Genomic DNA, 22,597 nt, shown 5'->3' with positions numbered 1-22,597 from the left:
TTGACCTGCCCCCCTCGTTCGGTGTTGCGCCCACCGCCGCAACGTGCGCACAATTCAACCAAGCCGAACGGAACCCCGATGACCCTCAAGAACAACACCCGCGACTTCGACCCCGAGATCGTCACCGATTTTCGCGAGAAGATGAGCTACGGGGCCTACCTCGATCTGCCCACCCTGCTCGATGCGCAGAAGCCGGTGAGTGTTCCCGAGCACCACGACGAGCTGCTCTTCATCATCCAGCATCAGACCACCGAACTGTGGCTCAAACTCGTGCTGCACGAGCTTCAGGCGGCCATCGAGGCTTTGCGCGCGGACCTGCTCGCGCCGGCTCTCAAGGGCATCGCCCGGGTCAAGCACATTCAACGAACCCTCACCGAACAATGGTCGGTGCTCGCCACCCTCACCCCCACCGAGTATGCCCAGTTCCGCCATTTTCTGGGCAATTCGAGCGGGTTTCAGTCGTACCAGTACCGTGCGGTCGAGTTCGCGCTCGGCAATAAGAACCAGCGCATGCTCACCGTCTTCGAAGCGGATGCCGCAGCCCACGCCCTGCTCACCGCCACCTTCACCGCGCCCAGCCTCTACGACGAGTTCCTGCGCTACCTGCACCGAGCCGGTTACGACATTCCCGATGCGATACTCGAGCGCGATGTGACCGAGGCCTGGACGTTTCATCCCGAACTCGTGCATACCTTCCGGGGAATATACGAAAATGCCAGCGAGCACTGGGCCGCCTATGAGGCCTGCGAGGAACTCGTCGACCTGGAAGATAACTTTCAACTTTGGCGTTTTCGGCACCTCAAGACCGTGCAGCGCATCATCGGCATGAAGCACGGCACCGGCGGATCAAGCGGTGCAGCCTTTCTGCAGGAGGCCCTCGAGCTCACCTTCTTTCCGGAGCTGTTCGCGGTGCGCACGGAGATCGGCACGTGACCACCCATCTCCTGCCCGGTCGCGGCGCCGTGTATCCGGGGTTTCTCGACGCGCACGTGCACCTCGCCCTGATCGACCCGGTCATGCTGCCAAGCGGCGGCATCGCCCGGGTGCTCGACCTCGGCGGCTGGCTGCCCGACGGCCCGCGCCCGTCTATGCCCGATTTGGCATACGCGCATCAGTTCGTGACCGTCCCCGGCGGCTACCCGAGCCGGGCCGACTGGGCCGAGCCCGCGTGGACCTGCGCGGTTTCTGGCGCAGCGGATGCCGCCGGCGCGGTGGACCTGCAGGCTGCGGCGGGGGCATCCGTTTTGAAGGTCACCCTGAACTCGGAGGCTGGGCCGGTGCTCGGCGGCGAGGCCCTGCTGGCGCTGGTCGGCCGGGCGCACCACCGCGGCCTGCCGGTCGTGGCGCACGCCGAGGGTGCCGGCGAGGCCGAGCGCGCGTTCTCTGCCGGGGTCGACGCGTTCGCCCATACCCCGTTCTCGGAACGCCTTGGCGATGATCTGGTCAACGCGATGGCCGGCCGAATGACCTGGATCAGCACCCTCGACATTCACGGCTGGGGTTCCCGCACCGCTGCCTTCGAAATCGCGAGCGATAACCTGCGCCGGTTTCACGGCAGTGGAGGTCGGGTGCTGTATGGCACCGACCTCGGTAATGGGCCGCTGCGCCTCGGCCTCAACCTCCGCGAAATCGTGGCGCTGCTCGGCGCCGGCCTGACCCCTGACGATGTGCTGGCGGCGCTCTGCTCGTCGGCGCCGCTCGGACTGACCGTGGCCGACACCCGGGTTACCTTTGTTCCGGGCGAACGGCCGCGTGACCCCGGCGCCTTCGCCGACTGGCTCGTCACCGCTCGCGCCCTCACCCGCCCCGAACTCGAGGAACTCGCATGACGCCCACTCCGAACACCGGCCTCGATGCCCACCTCGCTTATGCCCGGCGGATGGACCGCATCGACGGCCTCGCCCACTACCGGGCGCGGTTTCTCGGCACCGACGCCGACGCCGACACGGCCAACCCGCGCTCCTACCTCGACGGCAACTCGCTCGGTCGCCCGCTGCGGGCGAGCGCCGACCGCATCACCGACTTTCTGCACCACGACTGGGGCACCCGGCTCATTCGCGGCTGGGATGAGCAGTGGATGGACCTGCCGCTGCAGATCGGCGACGACCTCGGCCGCGCCTGCCTCGGCGCCGCTCCCGGCCAGGTGTTCGTCGGAGACTCCACCAGCGTGCTGCTCTACAAGCTGGCCCGCGCCGCCGTGGATTCCCGCCCGCAGCGCACCGAAATCGTGCTCGACAGCGACAATTTTCCCACCGACCGGTACATCCTCGAAGGCATCGCGCGCGAGCGCGGCCTGACCCTGCGCTGGATCGACTCCGACACCGAGAGCGGAGTGACCGCCGAGCAGGTGCGTCAGGTGGTCGGCCCGCAGACCTCCCTCGTGCTGCTGAGCCACGTGGCCTACCGCTCCGGCTACCTCGCCGATATGCAGGCCATCACAGCCGCCGTTCACAAGCACGACGCCCTCGTGCTGTGGGACCTGAGCCACTCGGTCGGGTCGGTGCCGGTCGATCTCGACCGCTGCGACGTGGACCTCGCGGTCGGCTGCTCGTACAAATACCTCAGCGGCGGACCGGGCGCGCCGGCGTTCGGCTACGTCAGGAGTGACCTGCACGAGGTGCTCACCCAGCCGATCCAAGGCTGGATGGGAGCGCAGGCCATCTTCGAGATGGGGCCGGGGTATCAGCCGGCTAGCGGCATCCGTCGTTTCATGAGCGGCACCCCCGCCGTGCTGGGCATGCTCGCCATGCAGGACACCATCGCCATGCTGAATGAAGCCACGATCGAGTCGGTGCGCGCCAAATCGGTCGCGTTGACCGAGTTCGCGATCACCCTCGTCGATGAGTGGCTCGCGCCGATGGGGGTCACCGTGGCCTCGCCGCGGGAGCAGACCCATCGCGGCGGGCACGTGACCATCAACCATCCGCTCATGCGGCAGGTCACAAAGATTCTGTGGGACAACGACGTCATTCCCGATTTTCGAGCACCGAACGGGCTGCGGCTGGGCCTCGCCCCGCTGAGCACGAGCTTCGTCGAGACCTACGACGGTGTCGCCGCGGTGCGCGACGTGCTGCGCGGCATCCTGCTCGGCCAGAACGGCGTGAGCCGGTAGAACGGCGGGCGGGGTCACACCCGGCCTGTAGAATTACGGTGATTTAGAATTGCTGTGATTTGCCACGACTATAAGCCCCAGACTGTATGCGGAGTGCCCTGTGCCAACGATCGTCGTCGAAGTAATGCCCAAGGCCGAGTTGCTTGACCCCCAGGGCAAGGCCGTCGCCGGCGCCCTCGGTCGCCTCGGTCAGACCCAGTCAGCGCTGGCCAAGGTGACCGGCGTGCGCGTCGGTAAGCGCTTCGAGATCGCCATTGACGGTGAAGCGGATGCTGCCACCCTCACCGCCGTGCGCGAACTCGCCGACACGGTGTTGTCGAACTCCGTAATCGAGGATGTCGTCGGCATTCACGTGCAAAGCGCTCCGTCGTCAGCGGTTGTCTGATGCGCATCGGCGTCGTCACCTTTCCCGGCTCGCTCGATGATCGTGACGCTGCGCGTGCGATCCGCCTGGCCGGCGCCGACGCCGTAGCCCTCTGGCACGGCGACCACGACCTGCACGGCGTGGATGCCCTCGTGCTGCCCGGCGGGTTCAGCTACGGCGACTACCTGCGTGCCGGCGCCATCGCGAGCCTTTCGCCCATCATGACCGAGGTCATCGCCGCGGCGAACCAGGGAATGCCCGTGCTCGGCATCTGCAACGGTTTCCAGATGCTCACCGAGGCCCACCTGCTCGACGGCGGCCTCATTCGCAACGAGACGGGCCGCTTCATCTGCCGCGACCAGGGCCTGCGCATCGAGAACAACGCGAGCGACTGGACCAGCGGGTTCGCCGCCAATGCCGAGATCGTCATTCCGCTCAAAAACGGTGAGGGCTCGTTCATGGCCAGCGCTGAGACGCTCAAGGCACTCGAGGGTGAGGGCCGCATCGTGGCCCGCTACATCGGCGGCAACCCGAACGGTTCGCTGAACGACATCGCCGGCGTCACCAACGCGCGCGGCAACGTCGTCGGCCTCATGCCGCACCCCGAACACGCCGTCGAGGCCGGATTCGGTCCCGACACCGACGACGCCATGGCGAGCGGCATCGACGGCCTCACTTTCTTCACCTCGGTCATCACTCAGGCGCTCATCGCTCACTAGTCAGATTCTTTTTCTGCGACTGTCCTATTCACAGGGGCTGGTTCGTTCCTAAGGTAGATCCATCAACGGATGGTTCAAACCAAAAAGGAGCGCACCATGACCAGCTATGTCGCACTGATCTACACCCCCGATGTCGATTGGAGCCAGCCCGAGTACGCCGAGGGCATGGCCGAGTATCAGACGTTCGGTGAGGACGCCGCGAGCGTCATCCGCGGCGGCGCCGCGCTGTACCACACGCCCACGGCGACGACGGTGCGGGTGACCGGCGGCAAGGGCGGTGATGTCGTGCTCAGCGACGGACCGTATGCCGAGACGAAGGAGGCCCTTACCGGCTTCTATCTGCTCGAGTGCACCGACCTCGACGAGGCCATCCGTGTCGCGTCGATGATTCCGGGCGCGTGGAACGGTGCCGTCGAGATTCGTCCGGCCCTGCCGATGACTGTGCGGGTGCCCTCGCTCGAGACCAGCGACACCGTCACGCAGTGAGCACGGGCGAGTTCACGGGCGACCGCGCGGCCAGGCCCCGTGCGGTCTCCCGTGAACTCACCGACATTCTGCAGAATGAGCGGCGCCAGGTTCTGGCCTCGCTCACCCGCCTCACCGGGGATCTCGGTCTCGCCGAGGACGCCGTGCAGGACGCCTCGATCAGTGCGCTTCAGACGTGGCCGCGAACCGGCATCCCGCCGAACCCCCGGGCCTGGCTGATTGTCACGGCCAGGCATCGGGCGATCGACGTGCTGCGCCGCGAGGGGTCGCGCTTTGCCAAGGAGCGGGAGGCCGCCTTGATGCAACTTCACGAGGCGCCCGACGATTTTTCGGTGGGCGTGCTGCGCGACGATCAGCTGCGTCTCATCTTCACCTGCTGCCACCCGGCGCTCGCCGCCGAGGCGCAGGTTGCGCTCAGTCTGCGGGTGCTGTGCGGCCTCAGCGTGGCCGAGGTGGCTCGGGCCCTGCTCGTGCCAGAGGCCACGATGGCCAAGCGCCTCACGCGGGCGCGGCAGAAAATCGCGGCCGCCGGCATCCGTTATCGGGTACCCGACGACGTCGACCTGCCCGATCGGATGCGCGTGGTCGCGACGACGGTATTTTTGTTGTTCACGGAGGGGTACGCCTCACGCTCGGCCGGGGCGCACGAGCGGCGGTCCCTCGCTGAGGAGGCGGTGCGGCTCGGCCGGCTGCTGGTGCAGTTACTGCCGGGTGAAGCCGTGCTGGAAGGTCTGCTCGCGACCATGCTGCTGCAACATTCGCGACGCGACGCGCGCTTCGATTCCGCCGGCGATATCGTTCTACTCGCCGACCAGGATCGCGCACGCTGGGACCTGGCGCTGGCAACCGAGGGCGTCGAGCTGGCGGCGAGCGCCATCCGCCGCAGCCGGAACGCGCCCGAACGTTTCGCCGTCGTCGCGGCGATCTCCGCCTGCCACGCCATCGCGCGCACCGCGGAGGACACCGACTGGAACGCGATCGTGAGTTGGTACGACGTGCTGGCGCGGCTGGATCCGAGCCCGGTCGTGCTACTCAACCGGGCGGCTGCCCTCGCCGAATGCGGCCAGGTTCTCGAGGCCCTCGCTGCGGTTGACGCTCTGCACGGGCTCGACGATTATTTCTGGCTGCACGCCACTCGGGCCGAACTGCTGCGCCGCCTCGGGCGGGGGACCGACGCCGCGGTGGCAGCGGCTCTGGCGCGTCGGCTCACCGATTCTCCCGCCCAGCAGCGGTTGCTCGAACATCGGCACCCGGGTCTGTAGTGCGGCTATGGCCCCGAAGGTCCCGGGCGGCAGGCACCGACCTTCGGGGCCACTGTTCAGCTCAGCTCGATCAGTGCGCGGCGGCGGGTCGAGCGGATGCTGCGGGCGCGTCATCAATGTCGGCCGAGGCCTCCAGACGAACGTCGGTGGCGCCATCCGTTTCGAGCGTTTCGGGCAGCCCGTCCCGCTCGATGGTCGTGGCGAGCGTCTTCTCGGTGACGAAGCAGAGCAGGATGACGGCCACGATGACGAGCGGCACCATATAGAGGAACACCGGGGTGAGCGCGTCGTTGTAGCCGCTGATGATGATCTGGCGGGCGGCCTCGGGCAGTTCGCGCACCATGGCCGGGGTGAACGAGTTGGCCGCTCCGGCTCCGCCGGCGGGAAGGCGCTCGCTGAGCAGCTCGGTCAGGCGGGCGGCGAACAGGCTGCCGACCACTGCGGAGCCGATCGACGCGCCGATCTGGCGGAAGTAGTTGTTCGAGGCAGTGGCCGTGCCGACTTCGGAGTTCGGAAAGGAGTTCTGCACGATCAGGATGAGGATCTGCATGCTCAGGCCGAGCCCGACGCCCATGATCGCGAGGTAGCTGCACAGCAGCCAGATCGGCAGGGTCGGGGTCATGGTCGAGAGCAGCACGAGGGCGACGCCCACGATGACCGTGCCGGCAACGGGCATCCACTTGTAGCGACCGAATTTGCTGACCAGCCAGCCGGAACCGATCGAGCTGATCAGCAGCGCGGCCATCATCGGGATCATCAGGAACCCGGCCTCGGTGGCGTTCGCGCCGGTCACCATCTGCAGGTAGGTGGGCAGGTAGGCGAGGGCGCCGAACATGGCGATACCGGTGATCAGGCCCGCCATGGTGGTCAGGTTGAAGTTGCGGTCGCGAAACAGGTGCAGCGGCATGATCGGCTCGGCAGCCCGGCGCTCGACCAAGACGAAGGCCACTGCGGCGACGCCGGTACCGATGATCAGCGACAGGATCAGCAGGGAATCCCAGTCGTAGGTGGTGCCGCCCCAGGTGGTGGTGAGTACCAGACCGGTCGAGGCCAGGGCGAGCAGGCCCATGCCGGCCACGTCGAGCTTCGGTTTGGCATGGTCGACCGTGGGCAGGCGCAGGAAGAAGATCGCGGTGACGATGGCGAGGGCGCCGAGGGGGATGTTCATCCAGAATGCCCAGCGCCAGCCGATGCCCTCGGTGAACCAGCCGCCGAGCAGCGGGCCGGCCACGGAGGACAGCGCGAACACGCCGCCCATGATGCCCATGTACTTGCCACGCTCGCGGGCCGGTACGACGTCGGCGATGATGGCCTGCGAGAGGATCATCAGCCCGCCGCCGCCGAGGCCCTGCACGGCGCGACCGATGATGAGCCAGGTCATGTCAGGGGCGAGGCCGCCCACGATCGAGCCGAGAATGAAGATGCTGATGGCGCCGATGAACAGGCCCTTACGGCCGATCAGGTCGCCGAGTTTGCCGTAGACCGGAAGCATGATGGTTGACGCCAGAATGTAGGCGGTCGTCACCCACAGCATGTGGTCGACGCCGTTGAGCTCACCGACGATGGTCGGCAGGGCGGTGCTGAAGATGGTCTGGTCGAGCGAGGCGAGCAGCATGGTGACCATGAGCCCGGCAAAGACCAGCAGAATGTGGCGCTTGCCGGGGATGGCGGAGGCCGGGGCCTCGCGCGGGGAAAGTGTAGTGGTCATGAAAGTTTTTCGGTTACCTCTCTGGCGAGCGAGATTGCTCGTGATTCAAGTTGATCGGCCGCGCCATCGGCCTCGGCTTCAGCCCATTCCTTCACGGCTACCCGCACCGCACCGCCACACAGGGCGAGCACCAGTTCAGCGGATGCCGCGAGCTCGGCCGGTGAGTCGCTCGCGAACCGCACGTCCCGCGCCACGAGGGCCGCCACTGCACCGGTGACCTCGGTGGTCAGCTGGGTGAACTGGGCGAGCTGGGTGGTGAGCAGCTGCGGGTGCCGGCGCACAATCTCCAGCCGGTCCTGTTTCATGGTCGGGCGGGTCGATTGCGGGCCGATCACGGTCAGCAGCAGGTGGATGACCGAGTCGATCAGGCCGTGTTCGGCCACGCGGTCGCAGTGTCCGTGCAGCTCGGTCGCGGCGATTTCGACCTGGCGCAGGCCGAGGATCGCGGCATCCTTGCTATCAAAATAGTTGAAGAAAGTGCGCGGTGACACGTCGGCGAGTTCGCTGATCGCGTCGACCGTGGTGTGGTCGAGGCCGTCCCGCAACACCAGGGTGACCGCAGCGTCTTCGAGCCGCAGGCGTGTTTCGAGGCGTTTGCGGTCACGCAGGCCCAGGCACGGTTCGATGATCACGTTAACAATTATTGCGCACACTGCGTTTTTGCGCAACTGCAAAATTACAGTAATGCAGGTTTCTTGGGCAACGCTCAGTGGGGTCGCTCAGGTGGGGCTGCGACGATGAAACCACCCCTGCCCCGCCCTGAGTCGAAAGCCACCATGACCCCGCGCCTGCTGTTTCGTTCCGTTGCCATTGCCGAAGCCATCACCTGGGGGCTGCTGATCGCCGGAATGCTCATGAAATATGTGTTCCAGGTCGGCGAGCTCGGGGTGCAGATCGGTGGCTTCGTGCACGGCCTGATCTTCATCGCCTTCGGCATCACGGCCCTGCTCGTGGGCGTGAACCAGCACTGGGGCGTGCGCCTCACCCTGCTCGCCATGGTGACCGCCATCGTTCCGTTCGGCACTATTCCGCTCGACCGCGGGCTCGAGAAGAACGGCCGGCTCGACGGCAGCTGGCGGCACACCCGCACCGGCGACCCCCGCGATCACACCCGGGTGAGCGCCGTGCTGCGTTGGATGCTGGCTCGCCCGGCACTGCTCGCCGGCGTCCTGGGCGTCGCCCTCGTGTCAATCATGGCCACGCTGCTCACGCTCGGCCCGCCCGGCGGCGCCGGCTAGCCGCTTGGAGTGCGGCGGCGCCCGAACCCATCGCTTTCCGGGCCCGGGCCCGGTGAGTGGCACGGTCAGCCGAGGGTCGCCGGCGGCTGCGGGCTTAGGCCCACGCGGGGGTGGCAGGCGGTCGCGGCCAGCGTGAGGGCGGCATCCGCTTGACTGAGGTCGAAGATCGCACCGACCAGCGCCGAAAACGGATGCCGGTGCCAGGCACCACTGAGATACGTCACGGCCTGCGCCAGGTCGTCTGGCGTGTAGTTGTGCACGCCGCGAACGGTGACCAGGCGGCGCACGATCGACTCCGGGTCGAGCGGCACCGCCTCCCCCGGCGAGACGCTGCCGACGAGCACGACCACCCCGCCGACGCCGATCAGGTCGAGGGCGCACTGCACGGCAGACCGGGCGCCGCTCAGTTCGAGTGCGACAGTCGGCTCGGCAGCGCCGGCCTGCAGCAGCGCGGTGAGCACGCTCGCCACCCCGGTCGGTGACTCGGTTGGCGCCCCCGGGTCAGCGACGGCCGCGGCCCCGAAGGCGAGTGCAAGCTGCCGGCGGGCGGCATCCGGGTCGCTGACGACGACGAGAGCGCCGGCATCCGTCGCCATCGCGCAGGCCGTCAGTCCGAGCATTCCGGCGCCGGTCACCAGCACGGTCGCGCCCGCGAGCGGCACGAGGGCGGATGCCGCACCCAGCGCCGCGACAACGGTGGCCGTCGCGCAGGACGCGGGCGCCAGGACCGTCGCCGGAACCTGTTCGTCGACGACCACGACCGCCGTTCCGGCACGCACCTGTACGTGGGTGGCGAAGCCGCCGCTCAGTTCCCAACCCCGCCGCATCCGTTCGTGGCCGTACTTGGCCAGCTGGAGGCATTTCTGGGGCACGCCGCGGCGACAGCGCTGGCAGGTGCCACAGCTCACCGTGACCGACCAGACCACCCGCTGGCCCACACGCAGAGGCATTCCATTTGAGGCATATGACTGTTCGGCGACGGCGACGATGTGCCCGACCTGCTCGTGTCCGAGCACGAGGGGCCGGTCGGCCGGGCGGTGGCCCAGGGCCGTGTGCACGTCGGAGCCGCAGACCGTGGTCAGTTCGACCTCGACCAGCACATCTCCTCGGCCCAACAACACGCCGGGCACCGCCACGGCGTCCAGCGGCAGGCCGACCCCCGACCAGACCATGGCCTCCGCGGCGCGCGGCAGAACCACCTCGCGGCCGCGGGTGAGGGCTGGCATGGTCGCGTGCCGAAAGCCGGGATCGTGTTCGGGCATGACTACTCGATCGTGTCCTCACGCAGGCCGAGCAGTTCGGCCAGGTCGGCGATGCTCGCGATGACGACGTCGGCCCCGGCATCCTCGAGGGTTTCGGTGTCGTGCGTGCCGGTGAGTACTCCCACGACAAGGCCGGCGCCCGCGTTCAGACCGGAGAGGACGTCGCTTGCAGTGTCGCCGACGACGACCATGGCCGCGACGCTCGACGCGCCGGTGCGCAGCAGAGCGGTCAGTGGCAGGTCGGGGTACGGGCGGCCACGGCCGGCTTCGGCCGGGCACAGGCTCACGTCAATGAGGTCGCTCCAGCCGAGCGCATCGATGAGCGTGTTCTGCGTTGACCGGGAGAATCCGGTGACGAGGGCCACCTTCACTCCGGAGTCCCGGAGTTCCTGGAACAGGTCGGCGGCGCCGTCGATCGCCGTCACGCCGACCTGCTCGATGAGTTCCCCGTAGGCGGTTTCGAAGGCGGCGGTCGCTGCGACGGCTGCTTCTTCGGAGTCGGTCAGTTCGCGAAAGACGTCGAGCTTGGACTGCCCCATGGTCTCGCGCACGAACGCGACGGCTTCTTCGAGTTCGTCTGCGGTGTCGGCCAGGCCGCTGCGCTCGGCGGCGAGCACGAAGGCCCGTTCAACGAGGCCGTCGTCGCTCACCGTGGTGCCGGCCATGTCGAAGACGACGAGTTCAACATCGACGTCTTCGGTGTCGAAATCGTCCAGCTCCAGATCGAGGGAAAGGGGTGCGGTGCTCATAAGGTGCCTTTCAGTGGGGGATGGGATCGCAGATAGAGGCCATGACGTGCTCGGCGAGGCCGAGACCGGTCGTCATACCGATTCCGGTCGTGGCCGCAACGAGGTGCACGCCGGGTTCGGGTTCGTCGATGAGAAAATCGTCGCGGCCGCTGGCGTAGAGGCCCTGCCACCGTTCGAGTACACGCGGGCGCGGAACGCCGAAGAGCTCGGCCGTGAGTTGCAGCAGCTGCTCGAACGCATTCTCATTTTGGAATGGAGAGACGGACGCCCCGCGATAGTGGGTGTCCCCCACGATCAGGGAGCCGTCGGGCAGCTGGGTGTACATCTGGTTGAGGTCCAGTTCGGCGAGCGCCGGGTACTCACGCCGCAGTCGTTCGCCGAGCCGGACGGCTGCCGGCAGCTCGGCAAACGCTGCGTAGCGCAGCAGCGACCAGCCGGTGAGAACGGGCGCGGGCAGCGGCGCGCGCAGACCCGCATCCACCCGCAGCATGTCGAGGCCGCAACGGCGGATGCCGTCGCGGAGCGCGACCTCGGGGTACAACTGGTCAATGTCGTGGTTGACCGCCACGATGACCGTTCCGGCGTCGATCGCGCCGAGCGAGGTCGTGACCCGGCCGGGGCGCACCACGGTGACCGCGGTGCGGTAGCGAAAAACGACGCCGCGGCCTGCCAGGTAGGCAACGAGGCCGGTGCCGGCCTGGCGCGGATTGGCCTGGAGATCCCAGGGCAGCAGGGCCCCGCCGACGGCCGTGTCTGGCGCCAGCGGCAGGCGCGCCTCGACCTCGGCGGCGTTCAGCAGCAGCACATCGGGGAGGCCGGGGCCGAAGACCGATGCGTTGCCCCGCTCGTCGGCCAGCTCGCGCAGCACCGCCAGTTCGTCGTCGTGGCGGGCGACGACGACCGTGCCCGATTCGCGCAACCAGAGGCCGGCATCCGCTGCCAGTCGCAGCCAGATCGGGCGAGACAGCGCGGCGAATTCTCGGGCCAGTCCGCCCTGCGGGGTGAAACACAGGTGCCCGAAATTGCGAACGGATGCCCCATGGAGGGCGGCCGCGCGGTCCACGACGACCACGGACAGGCCCCGGTCGATCGCGGCGAGCGCGTGCCCGAGGCCCACGATGCCGCTGCCGACGACGACCACGTCGAAGGCGGTCACCGGAACACCCGGCGCATCCACACAGCGAGGCCCTCAACCAACAGCACCGAGACGAGGATCATCAACACGATGGTGGTGACCAGGTCATAGCGTGACCCCTGGCCGGCGTTCAGCAGGTAGTAGCCGACTCCGCCGCCACCGACCAGTCCCAGAATGGTCGCCGCCCGAATATTGGTGTCGAGCATGTAGAAGCTGTGGCCGACGAGTGCTTTCATACCCTGCGGCACGGTCGCCCCGGCATAGACCTGCAGGCGGGTCGCGCCCGCAGCGGTCAGCGCCTGTTCCGGACCGGGCTTGACCTCTTCGAGCGAGTCGGCGAGGAGCTTGCCGAGCAAGCCGATGCCGCCGATCGCGAGGGCGATGGTGCCGGCCTGGGCACCGAGGCCGGTCACGACGATGAGCACGATGGCCAGGATGATTTCGGGGATGCCGCGAATGGCGACGAGGACCAGTCGCATCCCGCTGCGCACCCGCCTCGACGGTGCCACGTTGCGTGCGGCGAGCGACCCGACCACGATCGAGGCGACAATCGTGAGGATGGTCGCGGCGAGGGCGATCGCGATCGTCTCGCCCATCGCGGCGAGCATGACGGGTGCGGTGTAGCTGCCGAAACTCGGCGGCCAGAACTTCGCGGCGGTCTCGGGCAGGTACGACCAGACCGTGAGAAAGTCGCCCCAGTTGATGTCGCAGATCCAGACGCTGCCGACGACGATCAGCACGAAGAGCATTCCCCACACGGCGTTCCGCACCCGGGCGTAGGTCCACGGTCGGTGCGAGGCATCCGCTGTCACACCGGTGACGCCGAGTCGCCGCAGCAGCCGGTCACCGAGCCCTCGGCCGGTCGGCGCCTGGCCAAGCATAACGACCCGCACGGCGCTCGACACGATCTCCATCACCACGCACAGCGCGAAAATGACCAGGGCGATGCCGAGCCCGAGCGAGTAATTGAGCGATTTGAAAGCGTACGACATCTCCAGGCCCAGGCCTGCCACGCCGACGTAGCCGAGGATGACCGAGCCGCGCAGATTGATGTCGTTGCGGTGCAGCACGGTGGCGACCCAGGAGGGAAGCACCTGCGGCAGCACTCCGGCGAAGAACTCCTGCGAGCGGCTGCCGCCGGCGGCACGAATGGCCAGCCGGGGACCTTCGTCGATCTGCTCGATCGCATCGGCGAACATCTTGCTGATCATGCCGATCGAGTGGATGCCGATGGCCAGGATTCCCGGCAGCGTGCCCAGCGAGAACATCAGCACGAACACCATCGCGAGCACGACATCGGGCACCGAGCGGGCCAGTACACCGAGAAAACGAGCCAGGCCCATCCAGCCCCGGCCAGGGGAGGTATTAGCGGCGGCCAGCCAGGCCAGCGGCACCGAGAAGAACGCGGCGAACAGGGTGCCGAGCAGCACGAGACCCACCGTGAGGGCGGTCAGGTAGAGCAGCTCGCCCGGCGCGGGAAAGCTGATGACGCCCACCCGGTCGAAGAAGCGGGCGGCATTTTCCCAGCTCGCTGTCATCCGCGGCAGCGAGATATCCACGCTGATCAGCGAGAGAACGGATGCTACGACCAGCGCCAGCAGGGTCAGCCCGGCCGCGATCTTCTCCGGCTGGGCGCGATACCGCGGGGCGCGCTGGGCCGGGGCTTCGGCATCCGCTTGGCCGGGCCGGCGACGATCGAGGGTGAGGGTCATCGGCGGTTGTCCCGCGCCGAAGCAAACGTCTGCAGGTCGAGCTCGTCCTGCTCATCGGGCTCATCGGGCTCAACGGGCTCCTCCGGTTCGTTCTGTTCCACGGTGCCGATTTCGGTTTCGATCGCATCGAGCTCACCGGTCGACGTCGTGACCCGGCCGTAGATCTCCATCACGTTCTGCTTGGAGAGGCCCTGAGTGGAAGTGTCGAGCACGACTTCGCCGTGCCGCAGGCCGACGATGCGGTCGCCCCATGACAGCGCCAGGTCTACCTGGTGCAGGCTGCACACCACGGTGAGGTCGCTGTCGATCGCGATCTCCCGAATGAGCGCCATGACCTGAGCGCTGGATTCCGGGTCGAGTGACGCGACCGGTTCGTCGGCGAGCAGAATATCGGGGTTCTGCATGAGCGCCCGGGCAATGCCCACCCGTTGCTGCTGCCCGCCGGAGAGGGTGTCGGCGCGCTGGTAGGCATGCGCCAGCAGACCGACACGCTCGAGGTGGCCCAAGGCGGCCAGCTTGAGTTCGCGGCGGTAGCCCCAGAGGCCCAGCCGCGGGCCGCGCACCCGAAACAGGGCCCCGGTCAGCACGTTCTCGAGAACTGTCAGCGGCCCGACCAGTTCAAACTGCTGAAAGACGAAGCCGACCCGACCGCGCAAGGCGCGGAGCGGCCGGCCCGTCAAACGCGAGACCGTCGCACCCAGCACGGTCACCGTGCCGGTATCGGGCCGGTCCAGGCCGTCGAGGTGGCGCAGTAGGGTCGATTTGCCCGAACCCGACAGCCCGAGCAACACCACGATCTCGCCGCGGGCGACGGTGAGCGATGCATTCTTCAGGGCCGTGGTCTCCCCGAAGGTTTTCGTCACACCGCGCACAGTGATCACCGGTTCCGCCGCGAGGGCGGAACCGGTCGGGGGTTGTAACGGCTTGGTCAGCCCTGGCACTGCGAAGCCGACGTCTTCACGCAGATGTCGCGAATGGTGTTGTAGTACGCGTCGTCGACGGGCTCGGTCGCGAAGAATGTGTCGCGGAAAGCCTGGGTGTCAGCGCTTTCGATGCCGGCGGCGATGATGTCGTCGATGGTGACCTCGGCGAGGATCTCGGTCAGTGTGGTCTTCAACTCGTCGGGAAGGGTGTCCGAGACGACGATCGGGGCCCCGGGAACCATGGTCTCGCCGATCACCTTGACCTTGTCACTCTTGGCGACCTCGCTGTCTTCGGCGAAGCCGACCTCGCACTCCTTGCCCTCGCCCACCTTCTGCACGCTCACGTCGTGCTTGCCCGCGAACACCGGGGTGACATCGGCGACCGGGTCGACGCCGGCTTCGAGAAGGTTGTAGGAGGGAAACAGATAGCCGCTGGTCGATGACGGGTCGACGAAGCAGACCTTCTTACCGGCGAACTCCTCGAGCGAGGTGATGTCGCTGTCGGCCGGAACGATCGCCTGGGAGTAATACCCGGGCACCTCGCCCTCCTTCGTCACGATCGACGAGATCGGGGTGATCGCCGCGCCGTTGTTGGTCGCGGTGATGTAAGTGAAGCCGGAGAACGACGCCACGTCGATCTTGCCGGCGATCGCGGCTTCGATCAGGGCGGCGTAGTCCGTCGACTCGTGGTACTCGACGGTCTTGCCCGTCTCCTGCTCGATGTAGTCCATCAGCGGCTGGTAGTTGGTCTGCGTGTCGACGGAGTCGGGCACCACCCCGAAGACGAGGGTGTTCTCATCGGCGGCGTAGCTCACGCCGGTGGTGTCATTGCCGGTCGCATCGGCCGTGTCGGCCGAGCAGGAGGCCAGGCTCAGGGTGAGCAGAACGGCGGCGCCGGCGGCGAAGGCGGCTTTCGCTGCGGGAGAAGTGGTACGTGAAAGAGCGCTGTGGATTGCCACGTGAAACCTTCCTGGGTCGGGGGCATTACGTTCACTCACGTTAAGCAGGTCGCCCGAACGGCATGGGCGCCCCGGGTAACGGGCAGGTGAACGCGTCATGGCCACTGTTTCTGCAGAGGTGACCACGTAAGCTGGCTGAACCGGGGTCCCTGATGGAACACCCGGGGAGACGTCGGGGGGCAGAGCGTGGCAACTGGCAGCACGTGGAGCGTGGATGTCGATGGCACGCGCACTCTTCTGACCGACGTCGACGCCGACGGCCCCGAGATGTGTAACGCCGCTTCGTTTGTAGGCCAGGCCGGCGTGCTGGCGTTGGGGGCGGTACACGGTTCTTCGGCGGTGTCGCGGGCGCTGTCATCGTTTCTCGAGGAGCGCGAGTCCGCTCCGATGCGGGTGGCGTTTTCGTTCTCGTCGGCATCGGCCGCACTCATCACTTCGGTTGAGGCCGTGGTCTTCGGCGATGAAGAGATGAGTGAGAGCCCGCCACGAAGCATCGACCCATCGAGCGCGTTTTCAGCCGAGCGCTTTGGCCGGCGACGCGCATGGTGAACGTTCGTCTGCCGCATTCGAGCGACCTGCCCGAACTCGACATTGATGCCACGGGGCTGGAGGAGGCGGCCGATTGGCTGTCCCGGAGCGCTCGCGACTTCAACGACCGTGCCGGCGACATGGACTCACACTGGTCGGGGCTCAGCGGAGTTTTCACGGTGAACGGAACGGACCGCATCTATTCCGCGTTCACACCGGGGGTCGAGGTCGCCGAGGACTACTCCCAGGCGATGCGCTCTGCCGCAAGCGCTTTGGGGACTTTCGCCATTGCCGTCGCCCTGCTGAAAGCGCAGCGTGACGAGCTCGACAATGAGATCTCGGCGCTGCGCATGATTGCTGTCGCCGTGGAGGCACAGGATCCGGACTATCCGTCGTTTTACTCGGACGCAAGCGTTGAAACGATGGCCTGGGACCTGAAGGGGCGTGTCGCCGACCTGTCCGACCGCTTCGGCTATGCCGAAGACGCCTGCATTCTCGCGCTCGGCACGATCACGGGCGGCACCGGGCACGGATTGCCATCGCCCGGCTCTCTCGGCCAACTCGGCATCGTGCCGGCCACCGGAATGCCGATCTGGCATTCACAGACCGACCTCTTCGCGTCCAGCACCTCGGACCGGGCCTTGAACTCGCTGACGTATCTGGGCACATTGACCTCGGCACAGGTCACACGGTGGCTTGCGTCTCACCCTGAATTTCTCGAAGCCATGGATGACATGCCACCGGATGCCGGGGAGGTGGCCGCGTGGTGGCATGCACTGGGGTCGAGTGCTGAAAGCGCCTCTGACGGCCAACTGGCGCTCATCGCAGCCGTGCCGTCACTGGTCGGCTCGCTCGAGGGTGTCGCCTATTGGGGTCGGGACAAAGCGAACCGCCTTCGTCTCACGGAGGCCATCGAGATCGAGCGCAAGCGATTGGCGATGTACAATCCCCGGCTGGAAGCGCTGGAGAATATTGTCGATGCTCTGGGCCCCAACGAGCAGATCCCCCCACGTTTGCTGGCAAGCCTCGAGCTTGGCGATCGGCCCCTCGCCGCGATCACAGTCGGTGATCTGGACCGCGCGGCGCACGTCAACTATCAGGTGTCAGGTATGTTCTCCGGCACCGACAAGATGACCGACGCTGTTGCCGATGCTGCGGCTTTGTACCAGGCCGAAATGATTTGGGCCGACGCCCTCGGCATCGACGGTGAAATCGCTACCGTCGCCTGGATCGGCTACGACTCCCCCGATCTGCTCTCAGTGCGCCACGCGGAAAGTGCCACTCTGGGAGCGGCCAAGCTCGAGCAGGCACTGGGCGGCTTTGGCGCCGTGACCGACGCCCGCGGAACCGACCCGTTTCTGAGCGTGCACGCGCACTCATACGGAACAACGACCGCATTGATCGCCCTGCAACAGCCATTGGGAGTGGACGCACTGGCGATGTACGGTTCCGCCGGCTCGGAGGGCGTACGATCGGTCGAGCAACTCGAAGTCGACCGGGAGCAGGTCTATGTCTCGACCACCAGCCCGGACGGTCTCGCCGCATTCGGTCGGCTCATCAGCGGCCGCGGCGACCCGGATTCTGACCGCTTCGGTGCCGTTGACTTCGGCTCAGATGGCGATTCCATCGACCCGGTGACAGGTCAAGCCTTCGTTCCGATCTCGGGACACACCGAATACCTCACGGAAGGTAGTGAGTCCCTGCGCAATCTGGTCCTAATCGGCCTGGGACGTGGCGACCTCGTGACGAAAGGATGACCAGCACAATGAAACTTTCACGCCGCCGGCGACGACTCGTTGCGGCTGGCCTGCTTCTTGCCCTCTCGACAGCGGGCTGTGCCCAATCAGGAGCGAAAATGACCCCCGACGAAGCAAAATCAAGCCTCATGAGCCTCATGGAGTCCCTGCAGACCGAGCTGGGTGGCGAATGGCGAGCCGAGGACATGACGGGCCCCCTCAGTTGTGACCTCGCCGGCGGTGAAGGCATCCGGTGGAGCGCCCTGCGGTTCGGGCCAGTCCCGGCCGACCTGCCGGCCGCTGAGAAAGCGAGCGCCACCGCCGCCGCAATCTTCGAGGAGGCCGGATATACGGTAACCACTTCATTCCAAGAGGAGCTGGGTTACATCGTTGGGGCGCAGAATGAACGCGGCGGCGGCGCTGACTTCGGCGCAAACACGAACGCCATGAACATCAGCGCCTACAGCGACTGCGTGCAGGGCGATCTGGGCGCGATCATAGACGAGTTGAACCGGGGCTGACTGGGACCGACGGGTTTCTGCACACCGGCGATATCGCCACGGTCAGCGACATCGGCGAGGTGACCATCGTCGATCGCAGCAAGGAACTGATCAAATACAAGGGGTACCAGATCGCGCCGGCCGAGCTCGAGGCCCTGCTGCTGACCCATCCGCAGATCGCGGATGCGGCGGTGATCGGGGTAGCGGATGCCGACGGCCAGGAATTTCCCAAAGCCTACGTCGTCGTCGTGGCCGAGTCGGCCGTCACTGCCGAGGAGGTCATGGCGTACGTGACCGAGCGGGTCGCCCCGCACAAAAAGGTGCGCGCGGTCGAGTTCATCGACGCGATCCTCAAGTCAGCGTCGGGCAAGATCCTGCGCAAGGACCTGCGCGCGCGGGAACGTGCCGCCGCCCAGTAGCGCCGAATACCATACGACGCCGCACAGTTGCTCACTTTGGCCTGACTCATTTTCTCACTGATAGCTATAGTGAGACTACAGTGAGGATAAAGTGAGGGCGCAGTGAAGACTAGTCAGGGATCGCTCAGAGAAGTCATCAGCAGCATTCGACGCGCTGGAACGGATCTGAGACAGATCGAGGTGAAAGCTGCCGTCCGCGAGTTGCCCAAGAGTCTCTGGCCCACAGTCAGCGCCTTCAGCAACCATGGTGGCGGGCTCATCATTCTCGGTCTCTCCGAAGAAAATGGCTTCAACCCAGCCGAGGGGTTTGATGCAGCCCGCATCCGTGATTCAATCTCCGATGCATTTCGGCCGCGCGGCCCTTTCGAACCAGCTGGCCCCATCAGTCCACGCCCCGTCGGCGCGATCGACATAGTCGACGTCGACGGCGCCCAGGTCGTGATCGTCGACGTTGCCGAGCTCCCCCCGGAAAGCAAGCCGTCATACGTCACGAATCAAGGCGTCGAGGCTGGCACCTACGAGCGGGTGGGTGATGGTGATCGGCGCATGAGTACCTACGCAATATTTCTCCTGACCTCGGACCGCGGTCAACCTCGTGACGACAGCGCACTCGTTGCCGGCTCGACGATCACGGACTTGGACCCCGCCCTCGTCGATAAATTCATTGCACGGCTGAGAAGAACGCGCGCGCGATCGATCGCGGATCTGACGGCAACAGCGGATATTCTGCAGCGGCACAATGTCATCGGTACCGGCGGAGTTCTGACGCGCGCGGGGCTCCTGACGCTGGGGCGCTACCCCCAGCAGTACTTCCCTCAGCTGATGATCACATTTGCGGCCTACCCGGGACGCACTAAAGCCGATGTCGTCGGCGACATTCGGATGCTCGACCGACAGGTCGTTGAGGGTCCGATCCCCGTGATGGTCGACGATGCCGTTCGTGCGGTCCTGAGCAATCTCAAGGTGCGGCGCGTTTCCCGTGGTGCCGGAGCTGCGGATGAACCAGAAATCCCGGTGGACGCCGTGCGCGAGGCCATTGCCAATGCCCTCACCCATCGCGACTACAGCGACTTCGCGCTTGGCGACCAAGTGCGAGTGGAGATTTACCCGGACCGGCTGGAAGTCTGGAGCCCGGGTGGCATCTGGGGCGGTCGCAGGGTTGTAGATCTTTTCGACGGCAGCTCTCGCTCTCGCAATCAAGTGCTCGCGAGTTTGCTCACAGAAGTCCCCTTCCCCGACAGAGACGAAACCGTCTGTGAAAACGCTGGGTCGGGAATCTTGCGGATGGCTGGTGTGCTGGGTGGAATGGGACTCCCCGCTCCGCGTTTCACCGCTACGTCCACCAGCATGACCGTCACCCTCGACCGGCATGGATTGCTCACACCGGAGATGTCCTCCTGGCTGTCGGGCATCGGGGCAGCGTCGCTGGATCCCGATGCGCAGCGAACTCTGGTTCTGGTGCATCGGGGCTACGACGTCGAAGATCAACTTTTACGGGCCCAATTTGGCATGGATTCCACCGACGCGCGACTGATTTTGCGAGCACTCGTGGCCGACGGCTGGCTTCGATTCCCATCGCAACCTGGCGGCGCCTACCGCCCGGGCCCAGGACTCCTCGATGCCGAGTTGAACGAAAACACCCTGTTCTCGGACGTTGTGGTGCCACCGACCCAACACCCTGAAGGTAGTCTCGATGAGAGGATTCTGAAGGTCATCGGGCAAAATGATGAACTCAGCATCAACGAGCTGGTGACAATTACACAAAGCAGCACAAACTCCCTGCGCCCTCGCTTGCGAGTACTCATCGAACAGGGTGCCCTGGTTCCGACTGCTCCACCACAGAGCCGCAATCGGCGCTATCGACGGCCACCCGGCGAGTAAAATTCAATCCACCAAGTTCGGCAGTTCCCGCAACACAGGTCAGTACTGGGTCGCATCTATAGATGCGGGGGTGGTGCCCCGAGACTCACGACGGTCTGGATCGCGGCATGGTCCGACGGCCATCCGCCCTCATAGCGCGTGACGTTTATGGCGGCCTTGAGCACGGTGACGCGCGGCGTGACGAGGATCCAGTCGATGCGTTTGTGATTCTCGCGCGGCGGACGGTAGTCCAGGAACGTTCCCCACCCCTCGGTGAGGCGTTCTTGGGCTGTGTCCCAGGTGTCCAGCAGCAGACCCTGGCCAGTGAGTCGGTCGTAGGGGGAGGTCGTCGCATCCGTGTTGAAATCGCCGGTCACGACAGTAGGCAGCAGTGATGCAGTCACGATTCGTAGCAGTACATCGGCGGATCGCACCCGCGAGGTGCGGGAACGGTTATCGAGGTGGGTGTTCACGGCCCGGAAGTCGATGCCGGTGGCCACGTCGTGAAAGACCGCGTCAACGACGACGCGCGGAGTGCGGTTGCCCCACGAGGTGGAGCCCGGCCGCAAGGGTGTGTCCGAGAGCGCCGTCTGCTCCCAGTCGAGCAGGCGCACTCGACGGGAATCGTAGACGATCGGGCAGCCTTCCCCGCCCGTGTTGGTTTCCCGGCCATGTCCGATCGAGCGGTAGCGATCGCCGAGGGCGTGACGCACGAAGTTCGCCTGGTCGAACAGTGCTTCTTGCACGCCGAGCAGCGCGGGCTGTTCCGCCGCGAGCAGCCGTTTCAGCAGCGACCGGCGGTGCACCCACCGATCGGGGCTGCGCGGGTTGAGGTGCGGTAGGCGTCGACGGATGTTGAAACTCATGACATGCAGATCAGGTGCGGTGACGGGCCCGATAAGTGCGCTGTCTGTCATGGAACCAGCCTATGTGGACGGTGCGACGACGTCGTGCTCGGCCACCGCGCCACCTACCGTTTGGGAAATCCGTCCCTGGCACGCCGCCACTGCCGCCTACTGTCGCCGGCTGGGCACGGCCGGGTGCTCTTGGGAGAGCCGGTACCCGCCGGAGAAGAACAACAATGGGTCGCCGTCGAGCTTCTTATAGGTTTGCACCTGGCCGATGAAAATCGTGTGGTCTCCCTCCTGATTGCGCGACACGGTCCGGCACGAGAATCGGGCGAGGAGTCCCTCGATTTCCGGCACGCCGGCTTCGTCCTCGGTCACCTTGAGTCCCGCAAATTTGTCGGCCGCCGGGGTGGCGAATTGGCGCGACACCAGATGCTGATCGGCCGAAACTCTTCCCACCTGTGATCGCGACTGCGCTGACCTGCGCCGTACTCGTCGGGGTCGCCTTCGTCATTACCGGAGCCGTCGCCGCCGCTCGGGGTATCACCGCCGACTGGACTATTGATCCGGCGGCCACTGCAGGCTGGTTCGTCGTCAACGTGATACTTGTGCTCAGTGGGGTCGCACTCGGCACATTAATTCTCAACGCCCCCGCCGCGATCATTTTCGTCGCCACAGGCACCATGGCCTGGCGCCTCATTGCCGTCTCCAGCACGACCGGAGCCGCCATTGCTTCGTGGCTCGACATGCCTCTTTGCGGTTCATCGCCGCACAGCACCAGGACGACGCCGAGCTGACCCAGCTCATCGGCGAGCTCACGCTCAAGGGCCCCGACTTCGCTGCGATGTGGACGAAGCACCCCTACGACAATGCGTCAGCGGTGTAAAGCGCTTCCACCCCCGAGACTAGGAATTTCGATCTCAGCTTCGAGGTCCTCCACCTCCCGGTGCCAGCGGACACCGAATGATGACGCACGCTGCCGAAGCCGACTCAACCGATGCCGTAGCACTGGAGCTCTTATCGGCTACAAACGAGACCCCTGGCGCGACGCGTTTCCATACGGATCTAACGAACGCT

General features: G+C 66.1%; 24 protein-coding genes and 1 pseudogene. 15 read left to right on the top strand and 10 right to left on the bottom strand.

The window, feature by feature from the left end; translation table 11 throughout:
* Positions 1 to 78 precede the first annotated feature (78 nt).
* The 7 genes from kynA to E3O25_RS12125 all read left to right on the top strand — a co-directional run bounded on the left by kynA (position 79) and on the right by E3O25_RS12125 (position 5,943).
* A complete protein-coding gene (kynA, locus tag E3O25_RS12155) occupies positions 79 to 933 on the top strand; it encodes a tryptophan 2,3-dioxygenase (RefSeq protein ID WP_134361261.1) in 855 nt (284 codons plus the stop codon).
* Entirely contained in the window at positions 930 to 1,829 is a 900-nt protein-coding gene (locus tag E3O25_RS12150; RefSeq protein ID WP_134361260.1) for an amidohydrolase family protein, read from the top strand. Before kynA ends, E3O25_RS12150 begins: the two co-directional genes overlap by 4 nt.
* Complete coding sequence (locus E3O25_RS12145) at positions 1,826 to 3,112, top strand: kynureninase (protein WP_134361259.1); 1,287 nt, start codon at positions 1,826 to 1,828, stop codon at positions 3,110 to 3,112. The genes E3O25_RS12150 and E3O25_RS12145 overlap by 4 nt, the downstream gene beginning before the upstream one ends.
* A 100-nt stretch (positions 3,113 to 3,212) precedes the next feature.
* Complete coding sequence (locus E3O25_RS12140; RefSeq protein ID WP_092110306.1) at positions 3,213 to 3,497, top strand: phosphoribosylformylglycinamidine synthase subunit PurS; 285 nt, start codon at positions 3,213 to 3,215, stop codon at positions 3,495 to 3,497.
* On the top strand, positions 3,497 to 4,195 hold the full coding sequence (gene purQ / locus E3O25_RS12135; protein WP_092110309.1) for a phosphoribosylformylglycinamidine synthase subunit PurQ: 699 nt from the start codon (positions 3,497 to 3,499) through the stop codon (positions 4,193 to 4,195). Before E3O25_RS12140 ends, purQ begins: the two co-directional genes overlap by 1 nt.
* Positions 4,196 to 4,291: 96 nt before the next feature.
* Entirely contained in the window at positions 4,292 to 4,681 is a 390-nt protein-coding gene (locus tag E3O25_RS12130; protein ID WP_092110310.1) for a YciI family protein, read from the top strand.
* Positions 4,678 to 5,943 carry an RNA polymerase sigma factor gene (locus E3O25_RS12125; protein WP_198410984.1) on the top strand — a complete coding sequence of 422 codons (1,266 nt, stop codon included), beginning with the start codon at positions 4,678 to 4,680 and terminating at the stop codon, positions 5,941 to 5,943. The genes E3O25_RS12130 and E3O25_RS12125 overlap by 4 nt, the downstream gene beginning before the upstream one ends.
* Before the next feature lie 70 nt (positions 5,944 to 6,013).
* On the opposite strand, the gene E3O25_RS12120 is transcribed toward E3O25_RS12125, so the two are convergent.
* Together E3O25_RS12120 and E3O25_RS12115 are read right to left on the bottom strand one after the other, a co-directional pair.
* Complete coding sequence (locus E3O25_RS12120; RefSeq protein WP_134361258.1) at positions 6,014 to 7,651, bottom strand: MDR family MFS transporter; 1,638 nt, start codon at positions 7,649 to 7,651, stop codon at positions 6,014 to 6,016.
* On the bottom strand, positions 7,648 to 8,283 hold the full coding sequence (locus E3O25_RS12115) for a TetR/AcrR family transcriptional regulator (RefSeq protein ID WP_166806021.1): 636 nt from the start codon (positions 8,281 to 8,283) through the stop codon (positions 7,648 to 7,650). The genes E3O25_RS12120 and E3O25_RS12115 overlap by 4 nt, the downstream gene beginning before the upstream one ends.
* Before the next feature lie 144 nt (positions 8,284 to 8,427).
* Here E3O25_RS12115 and E3O25_RS12110 point away from each other — a divergent pair, with 144 nt between their 5' ends.
* A complete protein-coding gene (locus E3O25_RS12110) occupies positions 8,428 to 8,889 on the top strand; it encodes a DUF3817 domain-containing protein (RefSeq protein WP_134361256.1) in 462 nt (153 codons plus the stop codon).
* Positions 8,890 to 8,954: 65 nt separating this feature from the next.
* Here E3O25_RS12110 and E3O25_RS12105 read toward each other — a convergent pair whose 3' ends face one another.
* The 6 genes from E3O25_RS12105 to E3O25_RS12080 are packed head-to-tail and all read right to left on the bottom strand — an operon-like array spanning position 8,955 to position 15,629.
* On the bottom strand, positions 8,955 to 10,151 hold the full coding sequence (locus tag E3O25_RS12105; protein ID WP_241988579.1) for an alcohol dehydrogenase catalytic domain-containing protein: 1,197 nt from the start codon (positions 10,149 to 10,151) through the stop codon (positions 8,955 to 8,957).
* Positions 10,152 to 10,153: 2 nt separating this feature from the next.
* Positions 10,154 to 10,900 (bottom strand): phosphonatase-like hydrolase, encoded by a 747-nt coding sequence (locus E3O25_RS12100; RefSeq protein ID WP_092110319.1) that lies wholly within the window; start codon positions 10,898 to 10,900, stop codon positions 10,154 to 10,156.
* Between the two features lie 10 nt (positions 10,901 to 10,910).
* Positions 10,911 to 12,056, bottom strand: coding sequence for a TIGR03364 family FAD-dependent oxidoreductase (locus E3O25_RS12095; protein WP_241988578.1), 1,146 nt, complete (start codon positions 12,054 to 12,056; stop codon positions 10,911 to 10,913).
* Positions 12,053 to 13,747 (bottom strand): ABC transporter permease, encoded by a 1,695-nt coding sequence (locus E3O25_RS12090; RefSeq protein WP_092110321.1) that lies wholly within the window; start codon positions 13,745 to 13,747, stop codon positions 12,053 to 12,055. Before E3O25_RS12090 ends, E3O25_RS12095 begins: the two co-directional genes overlap by 4 nt.
* The gene (gene phnC, locus E3O25_RS12085; RefSeq protein WP_092110480.1) at positions 13,744 to 14,679 is read right to left on the bottom strand and encodes a phosphonate ABC transporter ATP-binding protein; all 936 of its coding nucleotides are present in this window, start codon (positions 14,677 to 14,679) and stop codon (positions 13,744 to 13,746) included. Before phnC ends, E3O25_RS12090 begins: the two co-directional genes overlap by 4 nt.
* On the bottom strand, positions 14,676 to 15,629 hold the full coding sequence (locus E3O25_RS12080) for a phosphate/phosphite/phosphonate ABC transporter substrate-binding protein (protein ID WP_241988577.1): 954 nt from the start codon (positions 15,627 to 15,629) through the stop codon (positions 14,676 to 14,678). Before E3O25_RS12080 ends, phnC begins: the two co-directional genes overlap by 4 nt.
* Positions 15,630 to 15,815: 186 nt before the next feature.
* Between E3O25_RS12080 and E3O25_RS12075 the strand changes: the two genes are divergently transcribed.
* From E3O25_RS12075 to E3O25_RS12055, 5 genes and pseudogenes are all read left to right on the top strand, one after another.
* The gene (locus tag E3O25_RS12075) at positions 15,816 to 16,178 is read left to right on the top strand and encodes a hypothetical protein (protein WP_134361254.1); all 363 of its coding nucleotides are present in this window, start codon (positions 15,816 to 15,818) and stop codon (positions 16,176 to 16,178) included.
* Entirely contained in the window at positions 16,172 to 17,914 is a 1,743-nt protein-coding gene (locus E3O25_RS12070; RefSeq protein WP_134361253.1) for an alpha/beta hydrolase, read from the top strand. The genes E3O25_RS12075 and E3O25_RS12070 overlap by 7 nt, the downstream gene beginning before the upstream one ends.
* Before the next feature lie 98 nt (positions 17,915 to 18,012).
* On the top strand, positions 18,013 to 18,414 hold the full coding sequence (locus tag E3O25_RS12065) for a hypothetical protein (protein WP_092110329.1): 402 nt from the start codon (positions 18,013 to 18,015) through the stop codon (positions 18,412 to 18,414).
* An 8-nt stretch (positions 18,415 to 18,422) separates the two neighbouring features.
* Positions 18,423 to 18,812: pseudogene (locus E3O25_RS12060) on the top strand (4-coumarate--CoA ligase family protein); the annotation flags it as partial.
* 102 nt (positions 18,813 to 18,914) lie between these two features.
* A complete protein-coding gene (locus E3O25_RS12055) occupies positions 18,915 to 20,693 on the top strand; it encodes an ATP-binding protein (protein WP_134361251.1) in 1,779 nt (592 codons plus the stop codon).
* Positions 20,694 to 20,749: 56 nt separating this feature from the next.
* On the opposite strand, the gene E3O25_RS12050 is transcribed toward E3O25_RS12055, so the two are convergent.
* Both E3O25_RS12050 and E3O25_RS12045 read right to left on the bottom strand, forming a co-directional pair.
* A complete protein-coding gene (locus E3O25_RS12050) occupies positions 20,750 to 21,589 on the bottom strand; it encodes an endonuclease/exonuclease/phosphatase family protein (RefSeq protein ID WP_134361250.1) in 840 nt (279 codons plus the stop codon).
* Positions 21,590 to 21,685: 96 nt separating this feature from the next.
* A complete protein-coding gene (locus tag E3O25_RS12045; protein ID WP_134361249.1) occupies positions 21,686 to 21,979 on the bottom strand; it encodes a flavin reductase family protein in 294 nt (97 codons plus the stop codon).
* Positions 21,980 to 21,981: 2 nt separating this feature from the next.
* On the opposite strand from E3O25_RS12045, the gene E3O25_RS17530 reads away from it, so the two are divergent.
* Both E3O25_RS17530 and E3O25_RS17940 read left to right on the top strand, forming a co-directional pair.
* Positions 21,982 to 22,317: a hypothetical protein gene (locus E3O25_RS17530; protein WP_092110337.1), complete on the top strand. Its 336-nt coding sequence runs from the start codon at positions 21,982 to 21,984 to the stop codon at positions 22,315 to 22,317.
* Positions 22,257 to 22,406 carry a hypothetical protein gene (locus E3O25_RS17940; RefSeq protein WP_338419461.1) on the top strand — a complete coding sequence of 50 codons (150 nt, stop codon included), beginning with the start codon at positions 22,257 to 22,259 and terminating at the stop codon, positions 22,404 to 22,406. The genes E3O25_RS17530 and E3O25_RS17940 overlap by 61 nt, the downstream gene beginning before the upstream one ends.
* Positions 22,407 to 22,597 lie beyond the last annotated feature (191 nt).

The sequence above is a fragment of the Cryobacterium sp. TMT1-3 genome (assembly GCF_004402315.1).
GTDB classification, from domain to species: domain Bacteria; phylum Actinomycetota; class Actinomycetes; order Actinomycetales; family Microbacteriaceae; genus Cryobacterium; species Cryobacterium luteum.
This window is presented reverse-complemented; position numbering and strand designations above follow the sequence as displayed.

What these genes read in the sequence shown, in the direction of transcription:
- kynA (WP_134361261.1), top strand. Translation starts at nt 79, where the DNA reads ATGACCCTCAAGAACAACACCCGCGACTTCGACCCCGAGATCGTCACC.
- E3O25_RS12145 (WP_134361259.1), top strand. Translation starts at nt 1,826, where the DNA reads ATGACGCCCACTCCGAACACCGGCCTCGATGCCCACCTCGCTTATGCC.
- purQ (WP_092110309.1), top strand. Translation starts at nt 3,497, where the DNA reads ATGCGCATCGGCGTCGTCACCTTTCCCGGCTCGCTCGATGATCGTGAC.
- E3O25_RS12130 (WP_092110310.1), top strand. Translation starts at nt 4,292, where the DNA reads ATGACCAGCTATGTCGCACTGATCTACACCCCCGATGTCGATTGGAGC.
- E3O25_RS12120 (WP_134361258.1), bottom strand. Translation starts at nt 7,651, where the DNA reads ATGACCACTACACTTTCCCCGCGCGAGGCCCCGGCCTCCGCCATCCCC.
- E3O25_RS12110 (WP_134361256.1), top strand. Translation starts at nt 8,428, where the DNA reads ATGACCCCGCGCCTGCTGTTTCGTTCCGTTGCCATTGCCGAAGCCATC.
- E3O25_RS12105 (WP_241988579.1), bottom strand. Translation starts at nt 10,151, where the DNA reads ATGCCCGAACACGATCCCGGCTTTCGGCACGCGACCATGCCAGCCCTC.
- E3O25_RS12100 (WP_092110319.1), bottom strand. Translation starts at nt 10,900, where the DNA reads ATGAGCACCGCACCCCTTTCCCTCGATCTGGAGCTGGACGATTTCGAC.
- E3O25_RS12090 (WP_092110321.1), bottom strand. Translation starts at nt 13,747, where the DNA reads ATGACCCTCACCCTCGATCGTCGCCGGCCCGGCCAAGCGGATGCCGAA.
- E3O25_RS12070 (WP_134361253.1), top strand. Translation starts at nt 16,172, where the DNA reads ATGGTGAACGTTCGTCTGCCGCATTCGAGCGACCTGCCCGAACTCGAC.
- E3O25_RS12065 (WP_092110329.1), top strand. Translation starts at nt 18,013, where the DNA reads ATGACCCCCGACGAAGCAAAATCAAGCCTCATGAGCCTCATGGAGTCC.
- E3O25_RS12050 (WP_134361250.1), bottom strand. Translation starts at nt 21,589, where the DNA reads ATGACAGACAGCGCACTTATCGGGCCCGTCACCGCACCTGATCTGCAT.